This window comes from Mammaliicoccus sp. F-M27 (genome assembly GCF_022387115.1).
Lineage (GTDB): Bacteria > Bacillota > Bacilli > Staphylococcales > Staphylococcaceae > Mammaliicoccus > Mammaliicoccus vitulinus.
The window spans coordinates 1-23,912 of the sequence record NZ_JAJNIE010000005.1 but is presented as its reverse complement, the minus strand read 5'-3'; the positions used below and the strand labels follow the sequence as shown (position 1 = coordinate 23,912).

At 33.5% G+C, this 23,912-nt stretch carries 23 protein-coding genes and 1 other RNA gene; 22 read left to right on the top strand and 2 right to left on the bottom strand.

Annotated elements, in window-relative coordinates:
* The first annotated feature begins 16 nt into the window (after window positions 1–16).
* From LQ598_RS06750 to whiA, 7 genes are all read left to right on the top strand, one after another.
* Window positions 17–499, top strand: a complete 483-nt coding sequence (locus LQ598_RS06750; protein WP_026023276.1) for an acyltransferase — start codon at window positions 17–19, stop codon at window positions 497–499.
* 80 nt (window positions 500–579) lie between these two features.
* Window positions 580–1,944 carry a tetratricopeptide repeat protein gene (locus LQ598_RS06745; RefSeq protein WP_233709576.1) on the top strand — a complete coding sequence of 455 codons (1,365 nt, stop codon included), beginning with the start codon at window positions 580–582 and terminating at the stop codon, window positions 1,942–1,944.
* A gap of 63 nt (window positions 1,945–2,007) precedes the next feature.
* Window positions 2,008–2,955, top strand: coding sequence for a thioredoxin-disulfide reductase (gene trxB, locus LQ598_RS06740; RefSeq protein ID WP_016912699.1), 948 nt, complete (start codon window positions 2,008–2,010; stop codon window positions 2,953–2,955).
* 166 nt (window positions 2,956–3,121) lie between these two features.
* Complete coding sequence (gene rapZ / locus LQ598_RS06735; protein ID WP_016912698.1) at window positions 3,122–4,027, top strand: RNase adapter RapZ; 906 nt, start codon at window positions 3,122–3,124, stop codon at window positions 4,025–4,027.
* Window positions 4,024–5,010, top strand: a complete 987-nt coding sequence (locus tag LQ598_RS06730; RefSeq protein ID WP_239745381.1) for a gluconeogenesis factor YvcK family protein — start codon at window positions 4,024–4,026, stop codon at window positions 5,008–5,010. Before rapZ ends, LQ598_RS06730 begins: the two co-directional genes overlap by 4 nt.
* A gap of 101 nt (window positions 5,011–5,111) precedes the next feature.
* Window positions 5,112–5,261, top strand: a complete 150-nt coding sequence (locus tag LQ598_RS06725; protein WP_016912696.1) for a hypothetical protein — start codon at window positions 5,112–5,114, stop codon at window positions 5,259–5,261.
* Window positions 5,262–5,394: 133 nt separating this feature from the next.
* Window positions 5,395–6,336, top strand: a complete 942-nt coding sequence (gene whiA, locus LQ598_RS06720; RefSeq protein WP_016912695.1) for a DNA-binding protein WhiA — start codon at window positions 5,395–5,397, stop codon at window positions 6,334–6,336.
* Between the two features lie 274 nt (window positions 6,337–6,610).
* Here the strand turns inward: whiA and clpP are convergent, their stop codons facing one another.
* The gene (gene clpP, locus LQ598_RS06715; RefSeq protein ID WP_016911944.1) at window positions 6,611–7,207 is read right to left on the bottom strand and encodes an ATP-dependent Clp endopeptidase proteolytic subunit ClpP; all 597 of its coding nucleotides are present in this window, start codon (window positions 7,205–7,207) and stop codon (window positions 6,611–6,613) included.
* Between the two features lie 443 nt (window positions 7,208–7,650).
* Between clpP and LQ598_RS06710 the strand changes: the two genes are divergently transcribed.
* The 15 genes from LQ598_RS06710 to LQ598_RS06640 all read left to right on the top strand — a co-directional run bounded on the left by LQ598_RS06710 (window position 7,651) and on the right by LQ598_RS06640 (window position 22,250).
* The gene (locus LQ598_RS06710) at window positions 7,651–7,896 is read left to right on the top strand and encodes a glutaredoxin family protein (RefSeq protein WP_236590375.1); all 246 of its coding nucleotides are present in this window, start codon (window positions 7,651–7,653) and stop codon (window positions 7,894–7,896) included.
* Window positions 7,897–8,046: 150 nt separating this feature from the next.
* The gene (locus LQ598_RS06705; protein WP_239745380.1) at window positions 8,047–9,063 is read left to right on the top strand and encodes a sugar-binding transcriptional regulator; all 1,017 of its coding nucleotides are present in this window, start codon (window positions 8,047–8,049) and stop codon (window positions 9,061–9,063) included.
* 50 nt (window positions 9,064–9,113) lie between these two features.
* A complete protein-coding gene (gene gap, locus LQ598_RS06700; RefSeq protein WP_016911940.1) occupies window positions 9,114–10,124 on the top strand; it encodes a type I glyceraldehyde-3-phosphate dehydrogenase in 1,011 nt (336 codons plus the stop codon).
* Window positions 10,125–10,238: 114 nt separating this feature from the next.
* On the top strand, window positions 10,239–11,429 hold the full coding sequence (locus LQ598_RS06695) for a phosphoglycerate kinase (RefSeq protein WP_103322544.1): 1,191 nt from the start codon (window positions 10,239–10,241) through the stop codon (window positions 11,427–11,429).
* Between the two features lie 22 nt (window positions 11,430–11,451).
* Entirely contained in the window at window positions 11,452–12,213 is a 762-nt protein-coding gene (tpiA, locus tag LQ598_RS06690) for a triose-phosphate isomerase (RefSeq protein ID WP_103322545.1), read from the top strand.
* A complete protein-coding gene (gene gpmI, locus LQ598_RS06685) occupies window positions 12,213–13,748 on the top strand; it encodes a 2,3-bisphosphoglycerate-independent phosphoglycerate mutase (RefSeq protein ID WP_103322546.1) in 1,536 nt (511 codons plus the stop codon). Before tpiA ends, gpmI begins: the two co-directional genes overlap by 1 nt.
* Window positions 13,749–13,778: 30 nt before the next feature.
* Entirely contained in the window at window positions 13,779–15,083 is a 1,305-nt protein-coding gene (eno, locus tag LQ598_RS06680; RefSeq protein WP_016911937.1) for a surface-displayed alpha-enolase, read from the top strand.
* Between the two features lie 170 nt (window positions 15,084–15,253).
* Window positions 15,254–16,600, top strand: a complete 1,347-nt coding sequence (gene aroA, locus LQ598_RS06675) for a 3-phosphoshikimate 1-carboxyvinyltransferase (RefSeq protein WP_239745378.1) — start codon at window positions 15,254–15,256, stop codon at window positions 16,598–16,600.
* A gap of 66 nt (window positions 16,601–16,666) precedes the next feature.
* Window positions 16,667–16,900, top strand: a complete 234-nt coding sequence (gene secG / locus LQ598_RS06670) for a preprotein translocase subunit SecG (protein ID WP_016911935.1) — start codon at window positions 16,667–16,669, stop codon at window positions 16,898–16,900.
* Window positions 16,901–16,989: 89 nt separating this feature from the next.
* The gene (locus LQ598_RS06665; RefSeq protein WP_016911934.1) at window positions 16,990–17,730 is read left to right on the top strand and encodes an alpha/beta hydrolase; all 741 of its coding nucleotides are present in this window, start codon (window positions 16,990–16,992) and stop codon (window positions 17,728–17,730) included.
* 37 nt (window positions 17,731–17,767) lie between these two features.
* Window positions 17,768–20,107 carry a ribonuclease R gene (rnr, locus tag LQ598_RS06660; protein WP_239745377.1) on the top strand — a complete coding sequence of 780 codons (2,340 nt, stop codon included), beginning with the start codon at window positions 17,768–17,770 and terminating at the stop codon, window positions 20,105–20,107.
* A 10-nt stretch (window positions 20,108–20,117) separates the two neighbouring features.
* Complete coding sequence (gene smpB / locus LQ598_RS06655) at window positions 20,118–20,585, top strand: SsrA-binding protein SmpB (protein WP_040808262.1); 468 nt, start codon at window positions 20,118–20,120, stop codon at window positions 20,583–20,585.
* A 78-nt stretch (window positions 20,586–20,663) separates the two neighbouring features.
* Window positions 20,664–21,019: a transfer-messenger RNA gene (ssrA, locus tag LQ598_RS06650) on the top strand.
* 359 nt (window positions 21,020–21,378) lie between these two features.
* Window positions 21,379–21,894 carry a MarR family winged helix-turn-helix transcriptional regulator gene (locus LQ598_RS06645; protein WP_017000767.1) on the top strand — a complete coding sequence of 172 codons (516 nt, stop codon included), beginning with the start codon at window positions 21,379–21,381 and terminating at the stop codon, window positions 21,892–21,894.
* Window positions 21,891–22,250 (top strand): rhodanese-like domain-containing protein, encoded by a 360-nt coding sequence (locus tag LQ598_RS06640; protein ID WP_194200999.1) that lies wholly within the window; start codon window positions 21,891–21,893, stop codon window positions 22,248–22,250. The genes LQ598_RS06645 and LQ598_RS06640 overlap by 4 nt, the downstream gene beginning before the upstream one ends.
* A gap of 258 nt (window positions 22,251–22,508) precedes the next feature.
* Here LQ598_RS06640 and LQ598_RS06635 read toward each other — a convergent pair whose 3' ends face one another.
* On the bottom strand, window positions 22,509–22,946 hold the full coding sequence (locus tag LQ598_RS06635; RefSeq protein WP_017000765.1) for a GNAT family N-acetyltransferase: 438 nt from the start codon (window positions 22,944–22,946) through the stop codon (window positions 22,509–22,511).
* Window positions 22,947–23,912: the final 966 nt, after the last annotated feature.

Below are 23,912 nucleotides of genomic sequence, written 5' to 3'. Positions count from 1 at the left end.
TGAAAGAAGTGTTTATGTGAGGGCATTAAAAACTAAAAAAGTATCTGGGGCAAACCCATTATGGAAAATGTATGAAACAATACATTTTATAAAAGTGTTTAAAAATGTTATTATCATTGAAATTAGTAGATATATGCCGAGTGTTAAATGGAAACATTTCATATATAGAAAAGGATTAAATATGAAAATTGGTAACGAAACAGCTTTTGCATTTAAGGCTACGCCGGATATCATGTTTCCAGAGCTTATATCAATCGGTAAAAATTGTGTTATAGGATATAATGCAACCATTCTATGTCATGAATATTTAGTAGATGAATATAGAATTGGGCATGTAAATATTGGAGATAATGTATTAATTGGTGCTAATGCAACTATATTAGCAGGCGTTAATATAGGGAGTAATGCCACTGTCGCTAGCGGGACAATTGTTACGAAAGATGTTCCAGATGGTTTGATGGCATTCGGTAATCCAATGCAACTTAAAAAAAGGCGGTGAGTTAGTCGTTGGGAGACAATTCAAATATAATACACGTAAAGTTTGATAAAGACTTCTACTATCATAAAGCGATGGAGAAAATGAGACAACAAGATTTTGTGTATGCCGAGTCTTTATTTAAAAAAGCACTTGAACTATCACCTGATGATTTTGTTATTATACCGCCTTATGCTGAATGCCTTGTGGAGCTTAACCAAACTACAAAAGCAGAAGAAATGATGTATGATCAAATTGCGAAAGATCATTTTGTTACGGATTATTATTTTTATTTAAGTCAAATGTTTATGAAGACAAATGAGCCTAATAAGGCATTTTTATTCGGGTTACGTTATGTAACAGAAGAAGACGATCAAGATTATTTTGAAGAAATGATTCAAATGTTCGAAGTGAAGTATGATAATCAAACTGTCGTTGAAGAAGAAGCAGAGCGCTTTGTCATACAGCATATTTTTCAATATTTATTCTCCAAAGGTAAATTACAAGAAGCGAACGATTTTATAGAGAGACAACGTGCGACGATGCAAGAAGATCAGCATATTATGAATTTAAAAGCGATGTCGATGCTATACAATAACCAATATGAAGAGGCAGAGGCTTTGCTTCAAACTATATTGGAAGACAATCCGTCAGACATATATGCTTTATGCCATATGACTTTGTTATTATACAACACAGAACAGATGGAACGTTTTAAGCTATATTTAGATCAATTAAGTAAATTACATCCGATTAACGATGAAGAATCTTTTAAGTTAGGTGTCGTTTTAAGCTATTTAGGAAAACATAAACCTTCTAATCAACTACTAGTGCCACTTTTGAAAAAAGCACAAGCTTCTATGCCACAACTTCATCATGCGTTAAGTTATAATTATTATCATTTAGGTTATGAAGAAGAAGCGAAAAGACATTGGCAGAGATTTGAGGATAGTGTACAATATCATAGTCAATTACCACCATGGAAAATTGATGAACTTAAAGATATGTTAGATAGTCATGTGTTACCGTTATTAAAAGATGAAGACTACAGATATAGATTGTATGGCATATTTTTATTAGGTCATATGAAACATCGTGAACTCGTGATGTCTCATGAAGTATGGGAAGTTCTAGAAAATTTACCTGATTACGAAAGGTTATATATAACGTATACTTTTCAAAAACTTCATCTTAATAAGATAGGCTTTATTGATAAAGGTATGAAACTCATTGAACAATCAGAATATCAACATTATGGAAAAGAATTATTCGTATCATGGATTGAACATGCTGAGATGTTAATTGCAGATAATGAATCAATTGAAACAGTTGATCATTACGTAGCAGCCTCAGTATATATTTATTTAAAAATGTTAAATATAAAAATAACCAAAAAAGAAATTAAAAATTCATTCAATATTACGACGTATCGCTTGAATAAAGCAATTAATGCTATAGTGAGCATATAGTTATACTTAATAAATATATTGATGTACAATTCTACTGAATTAATAAGAGGAGGCAGTTTATAAATGACTACACAAGTAGATTATGATGTAATTATAGTTGGAGCAGGCCCGGCAGGTATGACTGCTGCTGTTTACGCTTCAAGAGCAAATTTATCAACTGTAATGATAGAACGTGGTATGCCAGGTGGACAAATGGCAAATACTGAGGATGTAGAAAACTTCCCAGGATTTGATTTAATTACAGGTCCAGACTTATCAACTAAAATGTTTACACATGCCCAAAAATTTGGTGCTAAATATGAATATGGTGACATTAAAAATATAGAAGATAAAGGTTCTTACAAAGTTGTTAATATGGGAGATAGAACATTAACAGCGCACGCTATTATCATTGCGACAGGTGCAGAATACAAGAAAATTGGTGTACCAGGTGAACAAGAATTAGGTGGACGCGGCGTAAGTTATTGTGCAGTATGTGATGGCGCATTCTTTAAAGGTAAGAACTTATATGTAATTGGTGGCGGCGACTCAGCAGTAGAAGAAGGTATTTTCTTAACTAAATTCGCTGACAAAGTTACAATCGTTCATAGAAGAGATGAATTAAGAGCTCAAAAAATCATTCAAGATCGTGCATTTAAAAACGACAAAATTGATTTTATTTGGAACACAACTTTAAAAACAATTAACGATAAAGATGGAAAAGTAGGGTCAGTAACATTAGTTTCTACAGAAGATGGTTCAGAGACTGAACATCAAGCTGATGGTGTGTTTATCTACATTGGTATGAAACCATTAACTAAACCATTTGAATCTTTAGGTATATTAAATGAAAATGGTTATATTGAAACAAATGACGAAATGGAAACAAACGTACCTGGTGTTTATGCAGCAGGCGATGTTCGTGAAAAAACGTTACGTCAAATCGTAACAGCAACTGGTGATGGAAGTATCGCAGCACAAAATGCTCAAGCATATATCGAATCACTAGAAGACGAAGAACAATTAATATAATTCAACAAAACTGTCGATAAAGTCGACAGTTTTTTTATGTGCATTTTTTGATTACAAATACTCGTTGTTACTGATGATTACACAGTTGAACAGCCATTTAATTAATGTTTTTTATCGTATTATCATGTAAGATAAAGGTATATATGATCGTTAAAGGAGAAGTGTTATGCAACCTATCGATAAAAGTAATGTAAAAAATGAATTGCTCGTTGTAACTGGTATGTCTGGTGCGGGAAAATCAGTCGCATTACAAGCGTTAGAAGATTTAGGATATTTTTGCGTTGATAATTTACCACCAATTTTATTGCAAAAGTTTGTAGACTTAATGGATCAAGGTAATCCGTCTTTATCCAAAGTTGCAATAGGTATTGATTTAAGAGGTAAAGATTTCTTTGGTGACTTAAGAGAAGAACTAGATTATATACAAAGTGAAAAAAGAGTTATTGTAGATATTTTATTTTTAGAAGCAAATGATAAAAAATTGATTTCGCGATATAAAGAAACAAGAAGAACACATCCTCTAAGTGAGAAAGGTAGCTTATTATCAGCTATTGAACAAGAGAGAGAATTATTAGGTGATATAAAAGGTATCAGCAACTTTGTAATAGATACTACTGAAAAGAAACCTAAAGCATTAAAACAAGAATTGATTGCAACGTTTGAAAAAGATCCTTCTACAACATTCCAAGTTCGAGTGTTAAGTTTTGGTTTCAAACATGGAATGCCCATCGATGCAGATATCGTATTTGATGTAAGGTTTTTACCTAACCCATACTATGTAGATGAATTAAGACCGTTGACTGGTCTAGATGATGAAGTTTACCAATATGTTATGAAATGGAAAGAAACAAATACATTTTATAAAAAATTTAGTGAATTATTAATGTTTATGTTGCCAGGTTACAAAAAAGAAGGTAAATCCCAATTAACAATTGCTATAGGATGTACAGGTGGTCAACATAGATCAGTTGCACTTGCAAAACGTTTAGGAGAAGATATTAAAGAGAACTTTGACTATGTTGTGTATACGTCACATCGCGATGCACATATTGAAAGTAAAAAGAAAAAATGAAAAAATTAAAAGTCGTCTTAATTGGAGGCGGAACAGGACTTTCAGTATTAGCGAGAGGACTGAAAGAGTATCAAATAGATATTACAGCTATCGTAACAGTTGCAGACGATGGCGGCAGTACAGGTAAAATTCGTGATGTGATGGATATACCTGCTCCTGGAGATATTAGAAACGTGCTAGCAGCTTTAAGTGATACTGAACCTATGCTTGAACAACTGTTTCAATACCGTTTTGAAGAAGAAAAGATAGGCGGACACTCTATAGGAAATTTACTATTAGCAGCTATGACGAATATAACGAATGATTTTGGTCATGCAGTTAAAGAATTAAGTAAAATTTTAAATATTAAAGGCCAAGTCATTCCATCTACGACTAAAAGTGTTGTATTAAATGCTGTGATGTCAGACGGTGAGATTATAGTTGGAGAGTCTAATATTCCTAAAACGTCAAAGAAAATTGAAAAAGTATTTTTAACGCCTGAAGATATTGAACCAATGAAAGAGGCCATTGATGCAATTGAAGAAGCAGATTTAATTGTGATGGGACCTGGTTCGTTATATACGAGTATAATGCCTAATTTGATTTTAAATAAAGTTAAAGATGCTATTATAAATACTGAAGCTGAAAGATTATATGTATGTAATCTTATGACTCAAAAGGGCGAAACAACAGGTTATTCAGTTAGTGACCATGTGAAAGCTATTCATGATCATGTTGGCGAAGAATTTATTGATTTTGTAATCTGTCAAAATAAACGTTTTAATGAAGAAATTTTATTGAGATACGAACAAGAAGATGCAAAGCAAGTTGAATTTGATGGTGACAAATTAACAGAAATGGGTGTGCAATGCATCCATGATAATAATTTAGTAAATATTACACCTCATCAATATATAAGACATAACAACAAAGTGTTAGCACAACTTATATATGAAATTGCGTTACGAGAAATTAGTACAATTCAATATAAAAAAGATAAATAAATTAACGATATAGTTACAACGATTAGATGAGTTGTAACTATATTTTTTTATGGAAATCAAGTAATATTAGTGTAAGGGCTTTCAAGATGAGGTGATGATTGATGAAGAACGTTCAAATCATAATGGTATTAGTAGGATGCATATTTCTACTTATTGGTTTAATGACTAATCAGCAAATAGGCATAAGTTTCTTAGTAATTGGTTTAGCAATGTTGTTATTTGGCATCATAAAAGAAACAAAAAGAAAATAATAAATTGTTTAAGTTGAAAAACTTGATACGCCCGGCTATTCCATGTAATATAAAATAGATACAAAACGTATGATATGTCTTTAGGCATATCATTATTTTTATGTGCATATAAATTAAGAAAGGGTGGTCTGCTGTGAGCTTTGCTTCAGAAATGAAAAATGAACTAACAAGAATTGAAGTAGATGATTGTTGCGCAAAGGCAGAACTTTCAGCTTTGATTAGAATGAATGGTAATTTAAGTATTTCTAATCAACAATTTGTCATAAATGTACAAACTGAAAATGCAGCGATAGCACGTCGTATTTTTTCTCTCATAAAAAAATGCTTCGGAGTAGAAGTTGAGTTATTGGTGAGAAAGAAAATGAAACTTAAGAAAAATAATATATATATCAGTAGAATAAAAGTAAAAGCTAAAGAAATATTAGATGAGCTAGGTATTTTACAAGAAGGTGTATTTAAACAAGTAATCGACAAAGATATTTTGAAAAATGATTGTTGTAAAAGAAGTTATTTAAGAGGTGCTTTTCTAGCAGGAGGATCAGTCAATAATCCAGAAACATCTTCTTATCATCTAGAAATATTTTCTTTATATGAAGAGCACTCAGCAGATCTGACAGCGCTTATGAATCAATACGATTTAAATGCTAAACAATTAGAACGCAAAAAAGGATATATAAGTTATTTAAAAGAGGCAGAAAAAATCTCTGACTTTCTAAGTTTAATCGGAGGCTATCAAGCATTACTGAAATTTGAAGATGTTAGAATTATTCGTGATATGAGAAACTCTGTAAATAGACTCGTCAATTGTGAAACTGCCAATTTAAATAAAACAGTAAGTGCCGCAATGAAACAAGTAGAAAGTATTCAACTGATCGACAAAGAAATTGGAATTGATAATTTACCAGATCGACTGCGAGAAGTAGCGAAATTAAGAATAGATAACCAAGATGTATCTATCAAAGAATTAGGAGAAATGGTGAGTACAGGGAAAATTTCTAAATCAGGTATAAACCATAGACTACGTAAACTAAACGAAATGGCAGAGAAAATTAGAAGCGGCGAAACAATACAATAAGGTATAAATGAAAGTCTGATTATTATTGTATAGTACGTTGAACACATATATTTTTTTATGCCATGCTTTCCGCGGGCATGTTCTCAGCCTGTAGTCTTCGAATCATGCTGTTCCCGCAGGAGTCAGCGCTAAAAAAATACCGAATATTACCAAAATATTTTTTAATATAGATGAAAATTTATTAAGAAAAGTTGATAAAGTATTGGATTTAAACTTCGTTTATGAACTTAAAAAAGCATCCGAGACTATTATAGTCCCGGATGCTTTTTTTATATTAATTTGATTTGATATCTTCTGGATGCATAACATCATCGATTAAACCATATTCTTTAGCTTCTTCAGCTGTTAAGAAGTTATCACGATCTGTGTCTTTTTCAATTTTTTCAATTGGTTGTCCAGTTCTTTCAGATAAAATTTTATTTAATTTTTCACGTGTGCGTAAAATATGACGAGCTGCAATTTCGATTTCTGTAGCTTGTCCTTGTGCGCCACCTAATGGTTGGTGAATCATTACTTCACTGTTAGGTAGTGCGAAACGTTTACCTTTTGCACCAGCTGATAATAGGAATGAACCCATTGATGCAGCCATACCGATACAAATTGTTTGTACGTCTGGTTTGATGTGTTGAATTGTATCATAAATAGCGAAACCAGCTGTTACGCTTCCGCCTGGTGAGTTGATATATAAGTATATATCTTTCTCAGAGTCTTGTGCTTGTAAGAATAATAATTGCGATACGATTGAGTTCGCTACGTTGTCATCAATAGCTGAACCTAACATAATAATGCGGTCTTTCAGTAAACGTGAGTAAATATCATAAGCGCGTTCTCCGCGATTTGTTGTTTCGATAACTGTTGGTATTAAATTCATCAGTTAATCCTCCTTTGAATATCTTAATGACCATATCATACACTACAAAGTCAAACATGGTCAAAATATATGACCTACTGATGAATATTATAACTTAAATAGCTGATTTATACACTGGAAATTTGCGACATGAGTTGTCAATGTTCGCATAAATGATATAATAGTTTCCGTAATCAACGAGCTGAGTGCAATGGATTTGAGTGACTTGTATATTAAAGTGTTCACATCTTTTTCTAATGATGTTTTCTGCTTGATTAATCGTCATAAATCTTCTCACTCCTTATAGTTGATAGTTCTATTATATGTGTAAGATGTTAAGTGAATATAAATTAATAATTAAGATTTAACTCTCCGTAGTGTAAAGGATAACACGCAAGATTCCGGTTCTTGAGATGGGCGTTCAATTCGTCTCGGGGAGGCTTATTATAATGAAGGATGATTTTATGACTATCAAATTTTATGTTGGATTAAATTGTGGGTTGTGTGAAGATGCGAAAATACAAATAGATTTTTTTAAAGAATCATATAATCATGATATTAAGGTTGATACTATTAATATAGAAGAAGACGATACATTACATGAAAAATTTATGCTAAGAGTGCCAGTTGTTGAGTATAAAGGTGTTGTGTTGCAAGAAGGGCATATTGATTTTGTCACTTTGATTGAAGCGTATGATGACTTGAACTAATGTGAGACGCTTTTAACTTGCAATCTCTATATGGGGGGTGTATTATAAAACTGTAAACAGATATTATTTTTTTGACCCGCATGGGACGAAAAACGTCTAACCTAGGTTAGATTTTGCCCATCTGTTAATCTATAAGGAGGCGACTTGTTTATGGAAGATTTATTGAAGATACAACATAGACTAGTTCCTGACTTGATTGACAAGATGTATCGACGTTTTAATATTTTATCGACGATTGAGAAGAAGCAACCTATTGGTCGAAGAACGTTAAGTGATGTTATGAATGTTACTGAGCGGGTATTGAGAACTGAAATAGAAATTTTAAAACAACAAGATTTAGTCAGCGTTCAGTCAACAGGTATGAAATTGACCGAAACAGGGGAGCGCATTCTCGCTTCGTTATCACATTACTTAACGCTATATTCAAGCTTTAATCATATTGAGGAAGAAATATTTAATCGATATGGTGTGAAAGCACATATAGTAAGAGGTAATTCAGATTCAGATGAGACGGTTAAAGCAGAAATGGGTACAGTGACAGCTGAATTACTCGAACAGTCATTATATGATAATGCTTCTGTTTCAGTAACTGGTGGTTCTACAATGGCCAGGGTTAGTGAGTCGTTGTACCCATTAGATAAAGACATTTTGTTCACGCCAGCGCGTGGTGGTTTGGGAGAAAACGTAGTATTCCAAGCAAATACAATTTGTGCAAGTATGGCAAATCGAACAGGCGGGTCATATAAGGTTTTGTATGTTCCAGATCAAGTAAGCGAAAGTTCGTATGAAACTTTGTTGAAAGAACCTGCAGTTATTGAGGTGCTTGATGCAATACGTCATTCAGATTTTATCATTCACGGTATTGGTGATGCGCTGAAGATGGCACAAAGAAGAAAGACTTCTGAAGAAGTATTAAGCCAATTGAAACATCATCATGCAGTCGGAGAAGCTTTTGGATATTATTTTGATTCCAAAGGTGAAGTCGTACATCGTGTTAAAACAATCGGTTTGCAACTAGAAGATTTGGCAACGAAGACAAACATTTTTGCAGTAGCGGGAGGTGCTTCTAAAGCAGAAGCAATTAAAGCTTATCTTGAGATAGCACCTAAGAACACCATTCTTATAACAGATGAAGGTGCTGCAAAAGCAATGATTAACTTGGAATAAAAGGTTTCAAACCCTTTTTGAAATAACAAATATAAAGGAGGCCATCATTCATGGCAACTAAAGTAGCAATTAATGGTTTTGGAAGAATAGGTCGTTTAGCATTCAGAAGATTACAAGAGGTAGAAAATATCGAAGTAGTAGCAATCAACGATTTAACAGATGACGCAATGTTAGCTCATTTATTAAAATACGATTCAACACAAGGTCGTTTCAAAGATGAAGTAGAAGTTATCGAAGGCGGATTCCGCGTAAACGGTAAAGAAATCAAAACTTTCGAAAATCCTAACCCTAAAGAATTACCATGGGGCGATTTAGATATCGACGTAGTATTAGAATGTACTGGTTTCTTCGCTGATAAAGAAAAAGCTTCAGCTCACATCGATGCAGGCGCTAAAAAAGTATTAATTTCAGCTCCAGCTTCAGGCGATTTAAAAACAATCGTTTATAACGTTAACCATGACGAATTAGACGGTTCAGAAGAAATCGTTTCAGGTGCGTCTTGTACAACTAACTGTTTAGCTCCAATGGCTCAAGTATTAAATAACCAATTCGGTATCGTTGAAGGTCTAATGATGACTATTCACGCTTACACTGGTGACCAAAATACTTTAGATGCTCCACATTCTAAAGGTGACTTCCGTCGTGCTCGTGCTGCGGCTCAAAACATCGTACCTAACTCAACTGGTGCTGCTAAAGCAATCGGCTTAGTAATCCCAGACTTAAAAGGTAAATTAGATGGATCAGCTCAACGTGTACCAGTAGCAACTGGTTCAGTAACAGAATTAACAGCAGTATTAGACAAAGAAGTTTCAGTAGAAGAAATCAATGAAGCTATGAAAAATGCTACAAATGATTCATTCGGTTACACTGAAGACGAAATCGTTTCTTCTGATATCATTGGTATCACTTACGGTTCATTATTCGATGCAACTCAAACTCGTGTAATGACTGTTGGAGATCGTCAATTAGTTAAAACTGTATCTTGGTATGACAATGAAATGTCTTACACTTCACAATTAGTTCGTACTTTAGAATATTTAGCAGCTCAAGCTAACAAATAATTTAAAAAAATGAACTAAATAGGTTATGCTTATGAGTAAGCGGGGAGCACATCGCTTCACCGCTTATTTTTAATCATATCGCATTTTCTATTATCTAGAGGAGGAAGACAAGTCATGGCAAAGAAGAATGTTAAAGACGTAGATGTAAAAGGTAAAAAAGTACTTGTAAGAGCAGATTTTAACGTACCAATGAAAGATGGTAAAATTACGAACGATAACAGAATCGTTCAGGCGCTTCCTACAATAAAATACATTATCGAGCAAGGCGGTAAAGTTATTTTATTCTCACATTTAGGTAAAGTGAAAACAGAAGAAGATAAAAAAGAATTATCACTTAAACCAGTAGCAGAACGCTTAAGTGAACTATTAAATAAAGAAGTAACATTTGTACCTGAAACTCGTGGTGAAGAATTAGAGAATGCTGTCAATGGTTTATCAGAAGGCAATGTATTAGTAGTTGAAAATACACGTTTCGAAGATGTTGATGGTAAAAAAGAATCTAAAAATGATCCTGAGTTAGGTAAATACTGGGCTTCATTAGGTGACATCTTCATCAATGATGCATTCGGTACAGCTCACCGTGAACATGCTTCAAACGTTGGAATTGCATCTAACGTTGAAACAGCATCAGGTTTCTTAATGGATAAAGAAATTAAATTTATCGGTGGTGTCGTAAGTGAACCAGAACGTCCATTAGTAGCAATTTTAGGTGGAGCGAAAGTTTCAGATAAAATTGGTGTAATTGAAAACTTACTTACTATAGCTGATAAAGTAATTATCGGTGGCGGAATGGCTTATACATTCTTCAAAGCTCAAGGTAAAGAAATAGGACTATCACTTTTAGAAGAAGATAAAGTTGATTTTGCTAAAGAATTACTTGACCGTGCTGGCGATAAAATTATCTTACCAGTAGATTGTAAAGTAGCTAAAGAATTTTCAAATGACGCTGAAATCACGATTGTTTCTGCTGATGAAATTCCAGCTGATCAAGAATCAATGGATATTGGTCCAAAATCAATTGAATTATTTAGTGAAGCATTACAAGGTGCAAACACAGTAGTATGGAATGGTCCTATGGGTGTGTTTGAATTAAGTAACTTTGCAAAAGGTACAATTGGAGTATGTAAAGCAATCGCAAGTTTAGAAAATGCAACGACTATCATCGGTGGTGGAGATTCTGCAGCGGCAGCTATGGACTTAGGATTTGCTGATGACTTTTCACACATTTCAACAGGTGGCGGAGCTTCTCTAGAATATCTAGAAGGTAAAGAATTACCTGGTATCGTAGCTATTTCTGAAAAATAATCATAAAAGGAGTTTATATATCATGAGAAAACCAATTATCGCAGGTAACTGGAAAATGAATAAAACAGTTCAAGAAGCAAAAGACTTTGCTAATGAACTTCCAGCATTACCAGATACTAACGAAGTAGATTCAGTAATTTGTGCACCAACTTTACATTTAGATGCACTTGTTAATTTAACTAAAGAAGGCGTAGCACAAGGATTACAAATTGGTGCTCAAAATGCGTACTTTGAAGATAATGGTGCGTTCACTGGTGAAACTTCTCCAGCAGCACTTGAAGATTTAGGTGTTAAATATGTAGTATTAGGACATTCTGAACGTCGTGAATACTTCGGCGAAACTGATGAAGATGTTAATAAAAAAGCATTAGCAGTATTCTCTCACAACATGACACCAATCATTTGTGTAGGTGAAACATTAGAAGAAAGAGAATCTGGTAAAGCTGAATCAGTAGTAGGCGGACAAGTAGAAGCAGCGCTTAAAGGCTTTTCTGAAGAGCAAGTAAAAGCTTCAGTAATCGCTTATGAACCTATTTGGGCAATTGGCACTGGTAAATCTTCAAATTCAGAAGATGCTAACGAAATGTGTGCTCACGTACGTAAAGTTGTAGCAGGTGCGTTCTCTCAAGAAGCAGCTGATTCATTACGTGTTCAATACGGCGGTAGTGTTAAACCAGAAAACATTAAAGAATATATGGCTCAATCAGATATCGATGGCGCATTAGTTGGCGGCGCTTCATTAAAAGTTGATTCATTCGTTGCACTTTTAGAGGGTGCTAAATAATGGCTAAACAACCAACAGCACTTATCATTCTTGACGGTTTTGCAAATCGTGAAGAAGAACACGGTAATGCGGTAAAACTAGCTAACAAACCGAATTTTGATAGATATTACAACAAATATCCACATAACGAATTATCTGCATGTGGTTTAGATGTTGGTCTACCAGAAGGTCAAATGGGTAATTCTGAAGTAGGTCATTTAAATATTGGTGCTGGAAGAGTCGTATACCAAAGTTTAACAAGAATTAATAAATCTATTAAAGATGGCGATTTCTTTGAAATTGAAGAATTAAAACAAGCGATGAACCATGTCGTTAAAAATGATTCTACATTGCATTTAATGGGTCTATTATCTGACGGCGGTGTGCACAGTCACTATAAACATTTATTTGCACTTTTAGAATTAGCTAAACAACAAGGTGTTGAAAAAGTCTATGTTCATGGTTTCCTTGATGGACGTGACGTTGATCAAAAATCTGCTCTTAAATATATTGAAGAAACTGAAAATAAATTTAAAGAATTAGGTATTGGTCAATTTGCTTCTATTTCTGGACGTTACTATGCAATGGACAGAGATAATCGTTGGGATCGTGAAGAAAAAGCTTATGATGCGATGTCTAACGGTGTAGGTCCTGTCTTCACAAATGCTATTGAAGGTGTAGAAGCTAATTATAAAGAAGGTTTAACAGATGAATTCGTTATGCCATTTATCGTTAAAGACGAAGAAAAAGGCGTTGAAAATACGGGCGTTAATAGTCATGATTCAATGATATTCTTTAACTTCCGTCCAGATAGAGCGGCTCAACTTAGTCAAGTATATACAAATGAAAAATTCGAAGGTTTCGAAATTAAACGTAAACTTGAAGATTTATTCTTTGTAACATTTACGAACTATAGTGACGATGTTTTCGCTAAAGTTGCATTTAAACCAGTTGATATTAAAAATACGATTGGTGAAGTTGCAGAAAAAAATAGCTTAAATCAATTAAGAATTGCTGAAACAGAAAAATTCCCTCATGTTACGTATTTCATGAGTGGTGGCCAACATGCAGAGTTTAAAGGTGAACGTCGCGTCCTAATCGACTCACCTAAAGTCGCTACTTACGACTTGAAACCTGAAATGAGTGCTTACGAAGTGAAAGATGCATTAATTGGTGAATTAGATAAAGGTGATTTAGATTTAATTATCTTAAACTTTGCTAATCCTGATATGGTAGGTCATAGTGGTATGCTTGAACCTACTGTCAAAGCAATTGAAGCAGTCGATGAATGTTTAGGTGAAGTTGTGGATAAAATTTTATCCATGAATGGTACAGCTATCATTACAGCTGATCATGGTAATTCTGATGAAGTATTAACAGATAGCGACTCACCTATGACAACTCATACAACAAACCCTGTTCCTGTTATTGTTACAAAAGAAGGGGTAGAAGTAAGAAGTGGTGGTCGTCTAGCTGACTTAGCACCAACACTTATTGACTTACTTGGAGTAGAACAACCAGAAGATATGACTGGTGAATCATTAATTAAAAAATAATCAATTAATATTATAAAAGGAGTTTTAATTATGCCAATTATTACAGATATTTATGCACGCGAAGTATTAGATTCACGTGGTAACCCGACAGTAGAAGTTGAAGTATTAACAGAAAGCGGTGCTTTTGGTAGAGCTTTAGTACCATCAGGCGCTTCAACAGGTGAATACGAAGCAGTAGAATTACGTGACGGAGACAAAGACCGTTATTTAGGTAAAGGTGTTCTTAAAGCTGTAGAAAACGTAAACGAAATTATTGCACCAGAAATTATCGAAGGTGAATTCTCAGTATTAGAACAAGTTTCTATCGACAAATTAATGATCGCTTTAGATGGTACACCTAACAAAGCTAAATTAGGTGCTAATGCTATCCTTGGTGTATCAATCGCTGTAGCTCGTGCTGCATCAGAATTCTTAGGCCAACCATTATACAAATATCTTGGTGGATTCAATGGTGTTCAATTACCAGTACCAATGATGAACATTGTAAACGGTGGATCTCACTCAGATGCTCCAATTGCATTCCAAGAGTTCATGATTTTACCTGTAGGTGCTGAATCATTCAAAGAAGCTTTACGTTGGGGAGCAGAAATCTTCCATAACTTAGCTAAAATCTTAAAATCTCGTGGATTAGTAACAGCAGTAGGTGACGAAGGTGGTTTCGCTCCTAAATTTGAAGGTACTGAAGATGGCGTTGAAACTATTTTAGAAGCTATCAAAGCTGTTGGTTTAGAACCAGGTAAAGATGTATTCTTAGGATTTGACTGTGCAGCTTCAGAATTCTTCGAAAACGGCGTTTATGACTATGCTAAATTCGAAGGTGAAAACGGTGCTAAACGTTCTTCAGAAGAACAAGTAGACTTCTTAGAAGAATTAGTTAACAAATATCCAATTATCACTATTGAAGATGGTATGGACGAAAACGACTGGGACGGATGGAAAATCCTTACTGAGCGTATCGGCGACCGCGTTCAATTAGTAGGTGACGATTTATTCGTTACAAACACTGAAAAATTATCTGAAGGTATCGAAAAAGGTATCGGTAACTCAATCTTAATCAAAGTTAACCAAATCGGTACTTTAACAGAAACTTTCGAAGCAATCGAAATGGCTCAAAAAGCTGGTTACACTGCAGTTATCTCACACCGTTCAGGTGAAACAGAAGATACTACAATCTCTGATATCGCAGTAGCAACAAATGCTGGTCAAATTAAAACTGGTTCATTATCAAGAACTGATCGTATTGCTAAATATAACCAATTATTACGTATTGAAGATGAATTATTTGAAACAGCTAAATTTGAAGGTCTTAAAGCTTTCTATAACTTAGCAAAATAATTGAGCATATAAATAAAATGATTCACATAAAGTACAAAAGGTGTAAGCTCACCTTTTGTACTTTTTTTAATAAATATTCTTTAGTACTTTAAACCAACAACAGTTTATCATTTCATTCCATATGGAAATGTTCTATAATAGAGGCAATGAATTTTATAGGAGGATCATAGATGACGATTAATTTAAAAAGTGCTCAATCACCATGGTCAAGCTTAGATGGAGTAGAACAATTAACACTTCATCCTATTAACCAATCATTTAATAAGGAAGTGATTATTCCAGGGAGTAAAAGCGTAACGAACCGTGCTTTCATTTTAGCTGGATTTAGTAATGGAACTTCGAAATTATCTGGATATTTAAAGAGTGATGACACATATTGGTGTATGGAAACATTAAAAAAATTAGGCGCTACTTTTGAAATTGTTGAAGATGAGATTCATATTACAGGAATAGATAGTTCTGAACTACCAGATAAAGAGCAAGTATTTATTGGTTCTGCAGGTACTACTGCGCGTTTCTTACCGGGTATTTTAGGTACTCAAGAAAAAAGTGCAATTACGATAACTTCAACGGAACAACTTGCCGTTAGACCTCATCAAACACTTCATGAAGCATTAAAACAGCTAGGTGTTGAAGTTAAATATCTTGAAGAAGAAGGTCAGTTGCCTGTCACGATTAAAGGCACACCTCAAACAGGTGGAAAAGTTTCACTAGCTGGAAATCAATCTAGTCAATTTATTAGTGGATTATTAATGGCAGCGCCTTTATTTAATCGTCCAACTGAAATAGAATTAACGACAAACATTGTGCAGAGTGCATATGTAGACATAACGATTGAGATGATGAATCAATTTGGAATTAAAGTTGATGTGTCTGAAGATTATAAACATATGAAAGTTGAGCAAGGTCAGTATAAGCCGGCAACTTTACCATTAGAAGCTGATTTATCGACTGCTTGTTATTTTATGGCATTAGCCGCTTTAAATCATTCAACCATTAAAATTAACCATTTAAATATGGAAAGTCATCAACCTGATTTAGAAGTGGTTGATATTCTTGAGAGAATGGGTGCAACTGTTGAAAAGGGTTCTGACTATGTCGTGATTTCTGGTCCAGAACAACTAAAAGGTGACTTAACGATAGATATGAATGCCTGTTCTGACCAAGCATTAACGATTGGTACATTAGCTGCATTCGCGGATGGTCCTATTACAATTACAGGAGTTGAACATATCCGTCATCATGAATGTAATCGTGTATCCGCATTAACAGAAAGTTTAACGCAATTAGGTATTGAAGTTATTGAACATCATGATGGATGGACGATTACACCAGGTCAAATAAAAGCAGCAACATTAGATACATTTGACGATCATCGTGTAGCAATGTCACTAAGTTTAATGGGTACTAAAGTTGATGGAATTAAGTTGTTAGATCCTTCTTGTGTTTCTAAAACTTGTCCGAATTATTTTGAAATGTTAAAATCTTTAGGTATTTCAGTCGAATATAATGAATGATAACTTGAGTGAATATTGTAAATATGCTATAATTCTACTGTTATAATAGACAGGAGGACCGAGTCCATGCATACATTTTTAATCGTCTTATTAATCATCGTTTGTATTGCATTGATTACCGTCGTGTTACTTCAAGAAGGTAAAAGTACAGGTTTATCAGGTGCAATTAGTGGCGGAGCAGAACAATTATTTGGAAAACAAAAACAACGTGGAATAGATTTAGTTTTACACAGAGTTACAATTATTTTATCAATTTTATTTTTCTTATTAATGTTAGCAATTACTTACTTTAAAATGTAAAGGTCCGACTGTATTGTCGGACTTTTTTGTTTGTTTACAAGTAAAAAAACGATACAATAGAACTAGATTATGTTAAAGGATGGTCGATCATGAGAATTCAATTACCTAAACCTTTCTTTTTTGAAGAAGGAAAAAGAGCAGTTCTACTTTTACATGGATTCACAGGTAATTCATCAGATGTTAGACAACTAGGACGTTATTTACAGAAAAAAGGATATACATCATATGCACCGCATTATGAAGGTCATGGTAGACCTCCTGAAGAGATATTAGAATCAAGCCCATATGTGTGGTTTAAAGAATGTTTAGATGCCTATGATTTCTTGGAAGAAAAAGGGTATACTGAAATAGCGGTAGCAGGGCTTTCATTAGGTGGCGTTTTTAGTTTAAAATTAAGTTTAAAAAGAGATGTAAAAGGTATTGTAACAATGTGCTCTCCTATGTATATAAAAACTGAAGGCACAATGTTTGAAGGTGTATTAGATTACGCCAAAGAATTTAAAAAGTATGAAGGAAAATCACCTGAACAAATCGAGCAGGAAATGAAACAATTTCATCCTACGAATACTTTGACTGAATTACAGGAAGTCATTCAAGGTGTAAGAGATCAAGTTGATGAAGTATTTGATCCTTTATTTGTAGTTCAAGGTAAACTAGATAAAATGATTAACCCTGATTCTGCTAATGTTATTTACAATGAATCCTCTTCAGACGATAAAAACATTAAATGGTATGAAGAATCTGGTCATGTTATAACAATCGGACAAGAAAAAGAAAAAGTATTCGAAGATGTACATCAATTCTTAGAATCATTAGATTGGTCCGAATAAGACATAATAATAATATAAACGAGAAAGGAGGCCCGCTATGAATCTAAGAGAAGAAGTTGAACAAATCATCAATGAAAAAGAATATAGTCCTATGACAGTAAGTGAATTTCAAGATGTAATGGGACTCAATAATGCCGATTCATTTAAAGAATTAATTAAAGTTCTAGTTGATTTAGAACAAACGGGTCAACTAGAAAGAACAAAGACGGATAGATATAAGAAGACAAGAGACAAATCAGATCTTGTTAAAGGTACATTAAGTCAACACAAAAAAGGTTTTGCATTCTTAAGACCTGTAGATGATACAATCGAGGATATATTCATTCCACCTAATCAAATTAATAAAGCGATGGATGGTGACGAAGTATTAGTAGAAGTTGTGCCATCTCGCGGGGATCATAAAGGGAAAATAGAAGGAAGAGTTAAAGCTATTACAACACGTAATATTACGCAAGTCGTAGGTACTTATACTGAAGCTAAGCATTTTGGTTTCGTGTTACCTGATGATAAACGTATTACTCAAGACCTATTTATTCCTAAAGGTAAAAATCTTGGTGCCATTGAAGGGCATAAAGTATTAGTAGAAATTACGGAATATGCTGATGGAACACATAATCCAGAAGGACAAGTGAAGGCGATTCTTGGTCATAAAAATGATCCAGGCGTTGATATTTTATCTATTATTTATCAACACGGTATTAACATCGAATTTCCAGACAATGTGATTGCGGAAGCAGAAAATGTGCCAGATCAAATTCAACCAAGTGAAATAAAAGGGCGACGTGATTTAAGAGACGAACTCACTATCACAATTGACGGCGCAGATGCTAAAGACTTAGATGATGCAGTATCTATTAAACCTCTTGATAATGGTTTAACAGAGCTTACAGTCAGTATTGCTGATGTAAGTTACTATGTTACTGAGAATAGTGAATTAGATAAAGAAGCTTACGATAGAGCAACAAGTGTTTACCTTGTAGATAGAGTCATTCCAATGATTCCACACAGATTGAGTAATGGTATATGTTCATTAAATCCTAATGAAGACAGATTAACTTTAAGTTGTAGAATGGAAATTAACCAACAAGGTGAAGTTGTAAGACATGATATTTTCGAAAGTGTAATCCACTCAGATTATAGAATGACTTATACAGATGTAAATTCAATTATTGAAAATAACGATCAAGAAATCCGAAATCAATATGCTGAAATTACACCAATGCTCGATTTAGCTCAACAATCATCACAACAATTAATCGCTAAACGTAAAAGACGTGGTGAAATTGATTTTGATATTAAAGAAGCACAAGTGCTAGTCGACGAAGATGGTATACCAACTGATATTAAAGTGAGAGAAAGAAATGATGCAGAAAGATTAATCGAAAGCTTTATGTTATCTGCTAACGAAACGATTGCTGAACACTTCAGTAAACTTGAAGTGCCATTTATTTATCGTGTCCATGAAAATCCAAAAGCAGAAAGACTAACGCGATTCTTTGAATTTATTGCTAACTTCGGACTTTCTGTTAAAGGGTCTAGTGAAGATATTCATCCATCAACTTTACAGAAAATTGTAGAAGAGGTAGCTGGACAAAAAGAAGAAATGGTTATTTCTACATTGATGTTAAGAAGTATGCAACAAGCAAGATATAGTGAAGATAATTTAGGACACTTCGGTTTGTCTGCTGATTATTATACACATTTCACATCACCGATTAGAAGATATCCAGATTTAGTCGTTCATAGATTGATACGTAAATATTTAATCGATAAGTCTATGAACAGCAAACAAATTAGACATTGGGAAGAAATGTTACCTGATATTGCTGATCACACATCTAAGCGTGAAAGAAGAGCAATTGATGCAGAACGCGATACTGATGATCTGAAAAAATCAGAATACATGATCCAACATGTAGGAGAAGTATTTACTGGTATTATCAGTTCAGTAGCCAACTTCGGTATGTTCGTTGAATTAGAGAACACAATTGAAGGTATGGTACACATGTCTAACTTAACTGACGATTATTATAACTTTGATGAGCGCAACATGGCTATCATAGGTGAACGCCAAGCTAAAGTATTTAGAATTGGTGATAAAGTAGAAGTTAAAGTGATCAATGTTAATGTTGATGAAAGAATGATAGACTTCCAAGTTGTAGGTATGCCAATAGCTGAGAAGAATAGAGAAAGATTAGCAAGAGAAAAAACAATCAAAGCTAAAAAACGTGGCACAACTAAAGAAGAAGAGAAGCCTAATAACCGTAAAAAAGGTGGACCTAAAGGCAAGCAAGGCGGTAATCAAGGTAATAAAGACAAAAAGCCTTATTACAAAGCTAAAGCTGTAAAAAATAAAGCGAGACGCAATAAAAAATAGAAAGTAGGTGATGGATGTGCCAAAAGTTCAGAGCAAACCATTAGCGCAAAATCGTAAAGCAAGTCATGATTACACAATAGAAGATACGGTTGAAGCGGGTATTGTACTTCAAGGTACTGAAATCAAATCCATTCGCCGAGGTAGTGCAAACTTAAAAGATGCATATGCACGCGTATACAACGGAGAAATGTACGTTTACAACATGCATATTGCACCGTATGAAGAAGGTAACCGTTTTAATCATGAGCCATTAAGAAATCGTAAATTACTTTTAAAAAGAAAAGAAATCGACAAACTTTTGGGTGTTACAAAAGAAAAAGGGTATGCATTAATACCGCTTAAACTCTACATTAAACACGGTTACTGTAAAGTACTTATAGGTGTAGCTAAAGGTAAACGAGACTATGATAAACGACATGCATTGAAAGAAAAAGAAGCAAAACGTGACGTTGAAAGAGCAATGAAACAAAGATATTAAACAATTATATTGATAAATCAATCAAAAATTGTTAAGATTAAATATACTTCTGATAAAAAGAAGTATATTTCTTATCGAGGGGACGTTACGGATTCGACAGGGGTCCCCGAGCTTATGAAGCGTGTCGGAGGGTTGTCTTCGTCATCAACACAACAGTATAATAACTGGCAAACAAGATAACTTAGCAGTAGCTGCCTAATAGCACTCTGCATCGCCTAACGGCATCACCTATGTGCTGTTAACGTGATTCAAATTAAGTAGGATACGCTCGTCACTGCCGTTTGAAGTCTGACGAGAAGAGATTAATCAAACTAGCGTTGTAACAGGGTGTCAGTCTCCTGATTCAACGCGAACCCTTAACGACTAGACTACACACGTAGAAGCATTTGTATCAGGATCTCTGGACGCGGGTTCAACTCCCGCCGTCTCCACTACATAGCTCTCAACCATTGTGGTTGAGAGTTTTTTATTATTATTTCTTTAAGACAAATAGAACATAGTATTTAGTAGGAATCAGGAGGATAGGTTTCATAAATTAAAATATGAAAAAAGCTCGAGATAGAAACGGTGGTCTAATAAATAATCAATACCATACAGATGTTGATATGGGGATATTAAAAGAAGAATATAAAGGAGAACTCACCTTAATTGGTGTTTTTTTATTGTATTATATAAATAGAAAATAATTAAAACATTCAATGCCAATAAAGCAACTAGGTATTTGAAAAGTTAATTTAGGTATGTTATGTTTTAAATAGTTAGGCGCCTAACTAAAATATGAGGAGTGTTCTTTTTGAATGAATTTTATTTAATTGATAGCCCTTCTTTTGCAAAGTTGAAGGAATTGAAAAATGAATATAGTAATTTAGATATTACTTCAGTTTTACTTTATTTAGAAATTCAAAAAGCGTATAAGAAAATGAAGTTGAATCATGATGTGTTTTTACAAAAATTTGATTTATCTGAGTCTAAATTTACAATCATGATGCTATTATCTTATGAAAAAGATAAGATGTTATCTCCTTCAGCTTTGTCTGAGAAAATAGGTAGTAAAAAGTCTACAATAACGGGAGTTTTAAAAGGTTTAGAAAAAAAGGGATTAGTTAGAAGAAAAATTTTATCTGAGGATAAGAGAACAAATTATGTTCAATTAACAGACTTTGGTTTAGGAAAATTACAAGAGTTTTTACCTTATAACTATGAAGTTGTTTCAAAGGTTTTTGAAGTTTTTAGTGAAGAAGAAAAAGAACAATTTTATAGATTAGCGAATAAGCTTAAAAATAATTTAGAAAAGGATGATCTATTTTGAATAAAGTAGAATTTTTAGAAACGTATTTAAGTCTTTATATTAATCATCATGAAGTTCTTGAAGATATGGAAAATGAAACAGGTAAATATGTAGTTATCGATGTTCGAAACGCACCTAGAAAAGTTAAAAAAGATAAAATTAAGAATTCTGTTGAAATACCTGCTAAAGATTTAAAAAATCATTTATCTAGTTTGGCTAAAGATAAAATATACGTAGTTTATGATTGGACTGGCGGGACTATTTTGGGTAAGGCAGCTTTATTAGATTTTTATAAAAATGGATTTGAAGCATATGAATTAGGTGGAGCTTTAGAAGGTTGGAAAGGTATGAATTTACCTTTAGAAGATATTGAGTGAATATGTTTTTAGATTACTTTTTTATTCAGAAAAAGAGTTTTTTTAAAACGAGTGTGAATGAGTTTCTTCTTGTCTTGATGCTATGTAAACTACCCAATGATAAGGGCAACAATTTTTATGTATCATAAATATAGAAAAGGTGCATAATTGCGAAGTGTGCTTGAGGTTAACTGTTGCAACGGTTGCCTCTTTTTTATTCTGACTTTAAAATTATCTATTTTCTGGATACTAATCTATAGCAATTTTTTTCGGTATCATTTACAAATCAAGTTCCATCATATAGCCATCATTCGTTATTTCGAAATTATTTTTAACATAAAAATTTGCTGCTAATCCCCCACCAGTAATTAGAAAAATTTTATTTATTTTTTCTCTTTTTAGATCACCTTTGACAAACTCCATTAATTGCTTACCAATACCTGTTCCTTGTTGATTGGGTATAACATTAAATTCATCGATACAGAATTGGTTAAAACCATCAAAATAATAGTCAATACGACCTAAACACATTGCAATTATTTCATCTGCAACTTCAATAACATATCCTCTAGAATTAAACCCGCTCATTGTGGCTTCAATTCTAAGTAACGCTTCTTGCTCAGTCCATTTATTATACCAAGGTGACCCAGCATAAGCTAAAACTAAATTTTTAGCACAATTATTATAATCTTCAGCACGAATATTTCTTAAATTCATAACCATCATCCTTTATTTATTTATTATCTATAGTTAATTCACTTTATCATATTCAATCTTATATTGTAATATTTTTTCTTTATACAATTTTTTAGCTTATCTAATATACCTGTGTTGTCGACTTGGGTACACAGGTCATAAAACTAACGCACTGTTTCGGTGTATGAGGTTAAAGGTAGTAAATCATGGTATTAGGTCAAAGTACAGTTTCTATTTTAAGACATAGTAATTTACTTCTGTATTTCAGAAATACAGTTTACTCATTGTGATTTAAATGCTTCGAAATATTTTATATGGGGGGTTTTGGTCGCTAACTTACTTAGAAATCATTTTGAGTTACATGGTCAAAAAAAGACCGATTACAAAAGGTGGAACATATAAAATGTTGCCCCAAATTGTAGTAATTTTATCAATTTATACATTTCAAGTACAATCAGTAATACAATCAAAACATTGTTATATCAATACTTAAAGTACGTTTTAAATATATTAATTAACGGTATAATGAACTCCCGCCGTCTCCATTATATAGCTCTCAGCCCTAGTGGTTGAGGGCTTTTTATTTTTGTTGCCACAGTTACGCCCCAGTGTTGCCACAGTATTGCCCCAATATTGCCACAAGCACATAAAAACCACCACCTTATATTAGGGCAGGGCAGTGGTATAGAAAATTTTCAGTTACATTAGGTGGCACGTATTTCAAAGATAATCTAATTTTAAAAGAAGCATATAACGTTGAAGTGTTTGAAGTTATAGAATATCTAGAAGAAAAAGATTTATGATAACGGATCAGAAATGCGATTGTAATTAATGAATCATACTATATTATTAAACCCTACTTAGATGAAACGGCACTGCACCCTTACTAAGGGAGTTCAATAAAAACACTATTTTCTAGGCTGCTAATTCCCTATATTCTATAGGGGATAAGTAGCCTAGTTTTTGTTGAATTCTAACTTTATTATA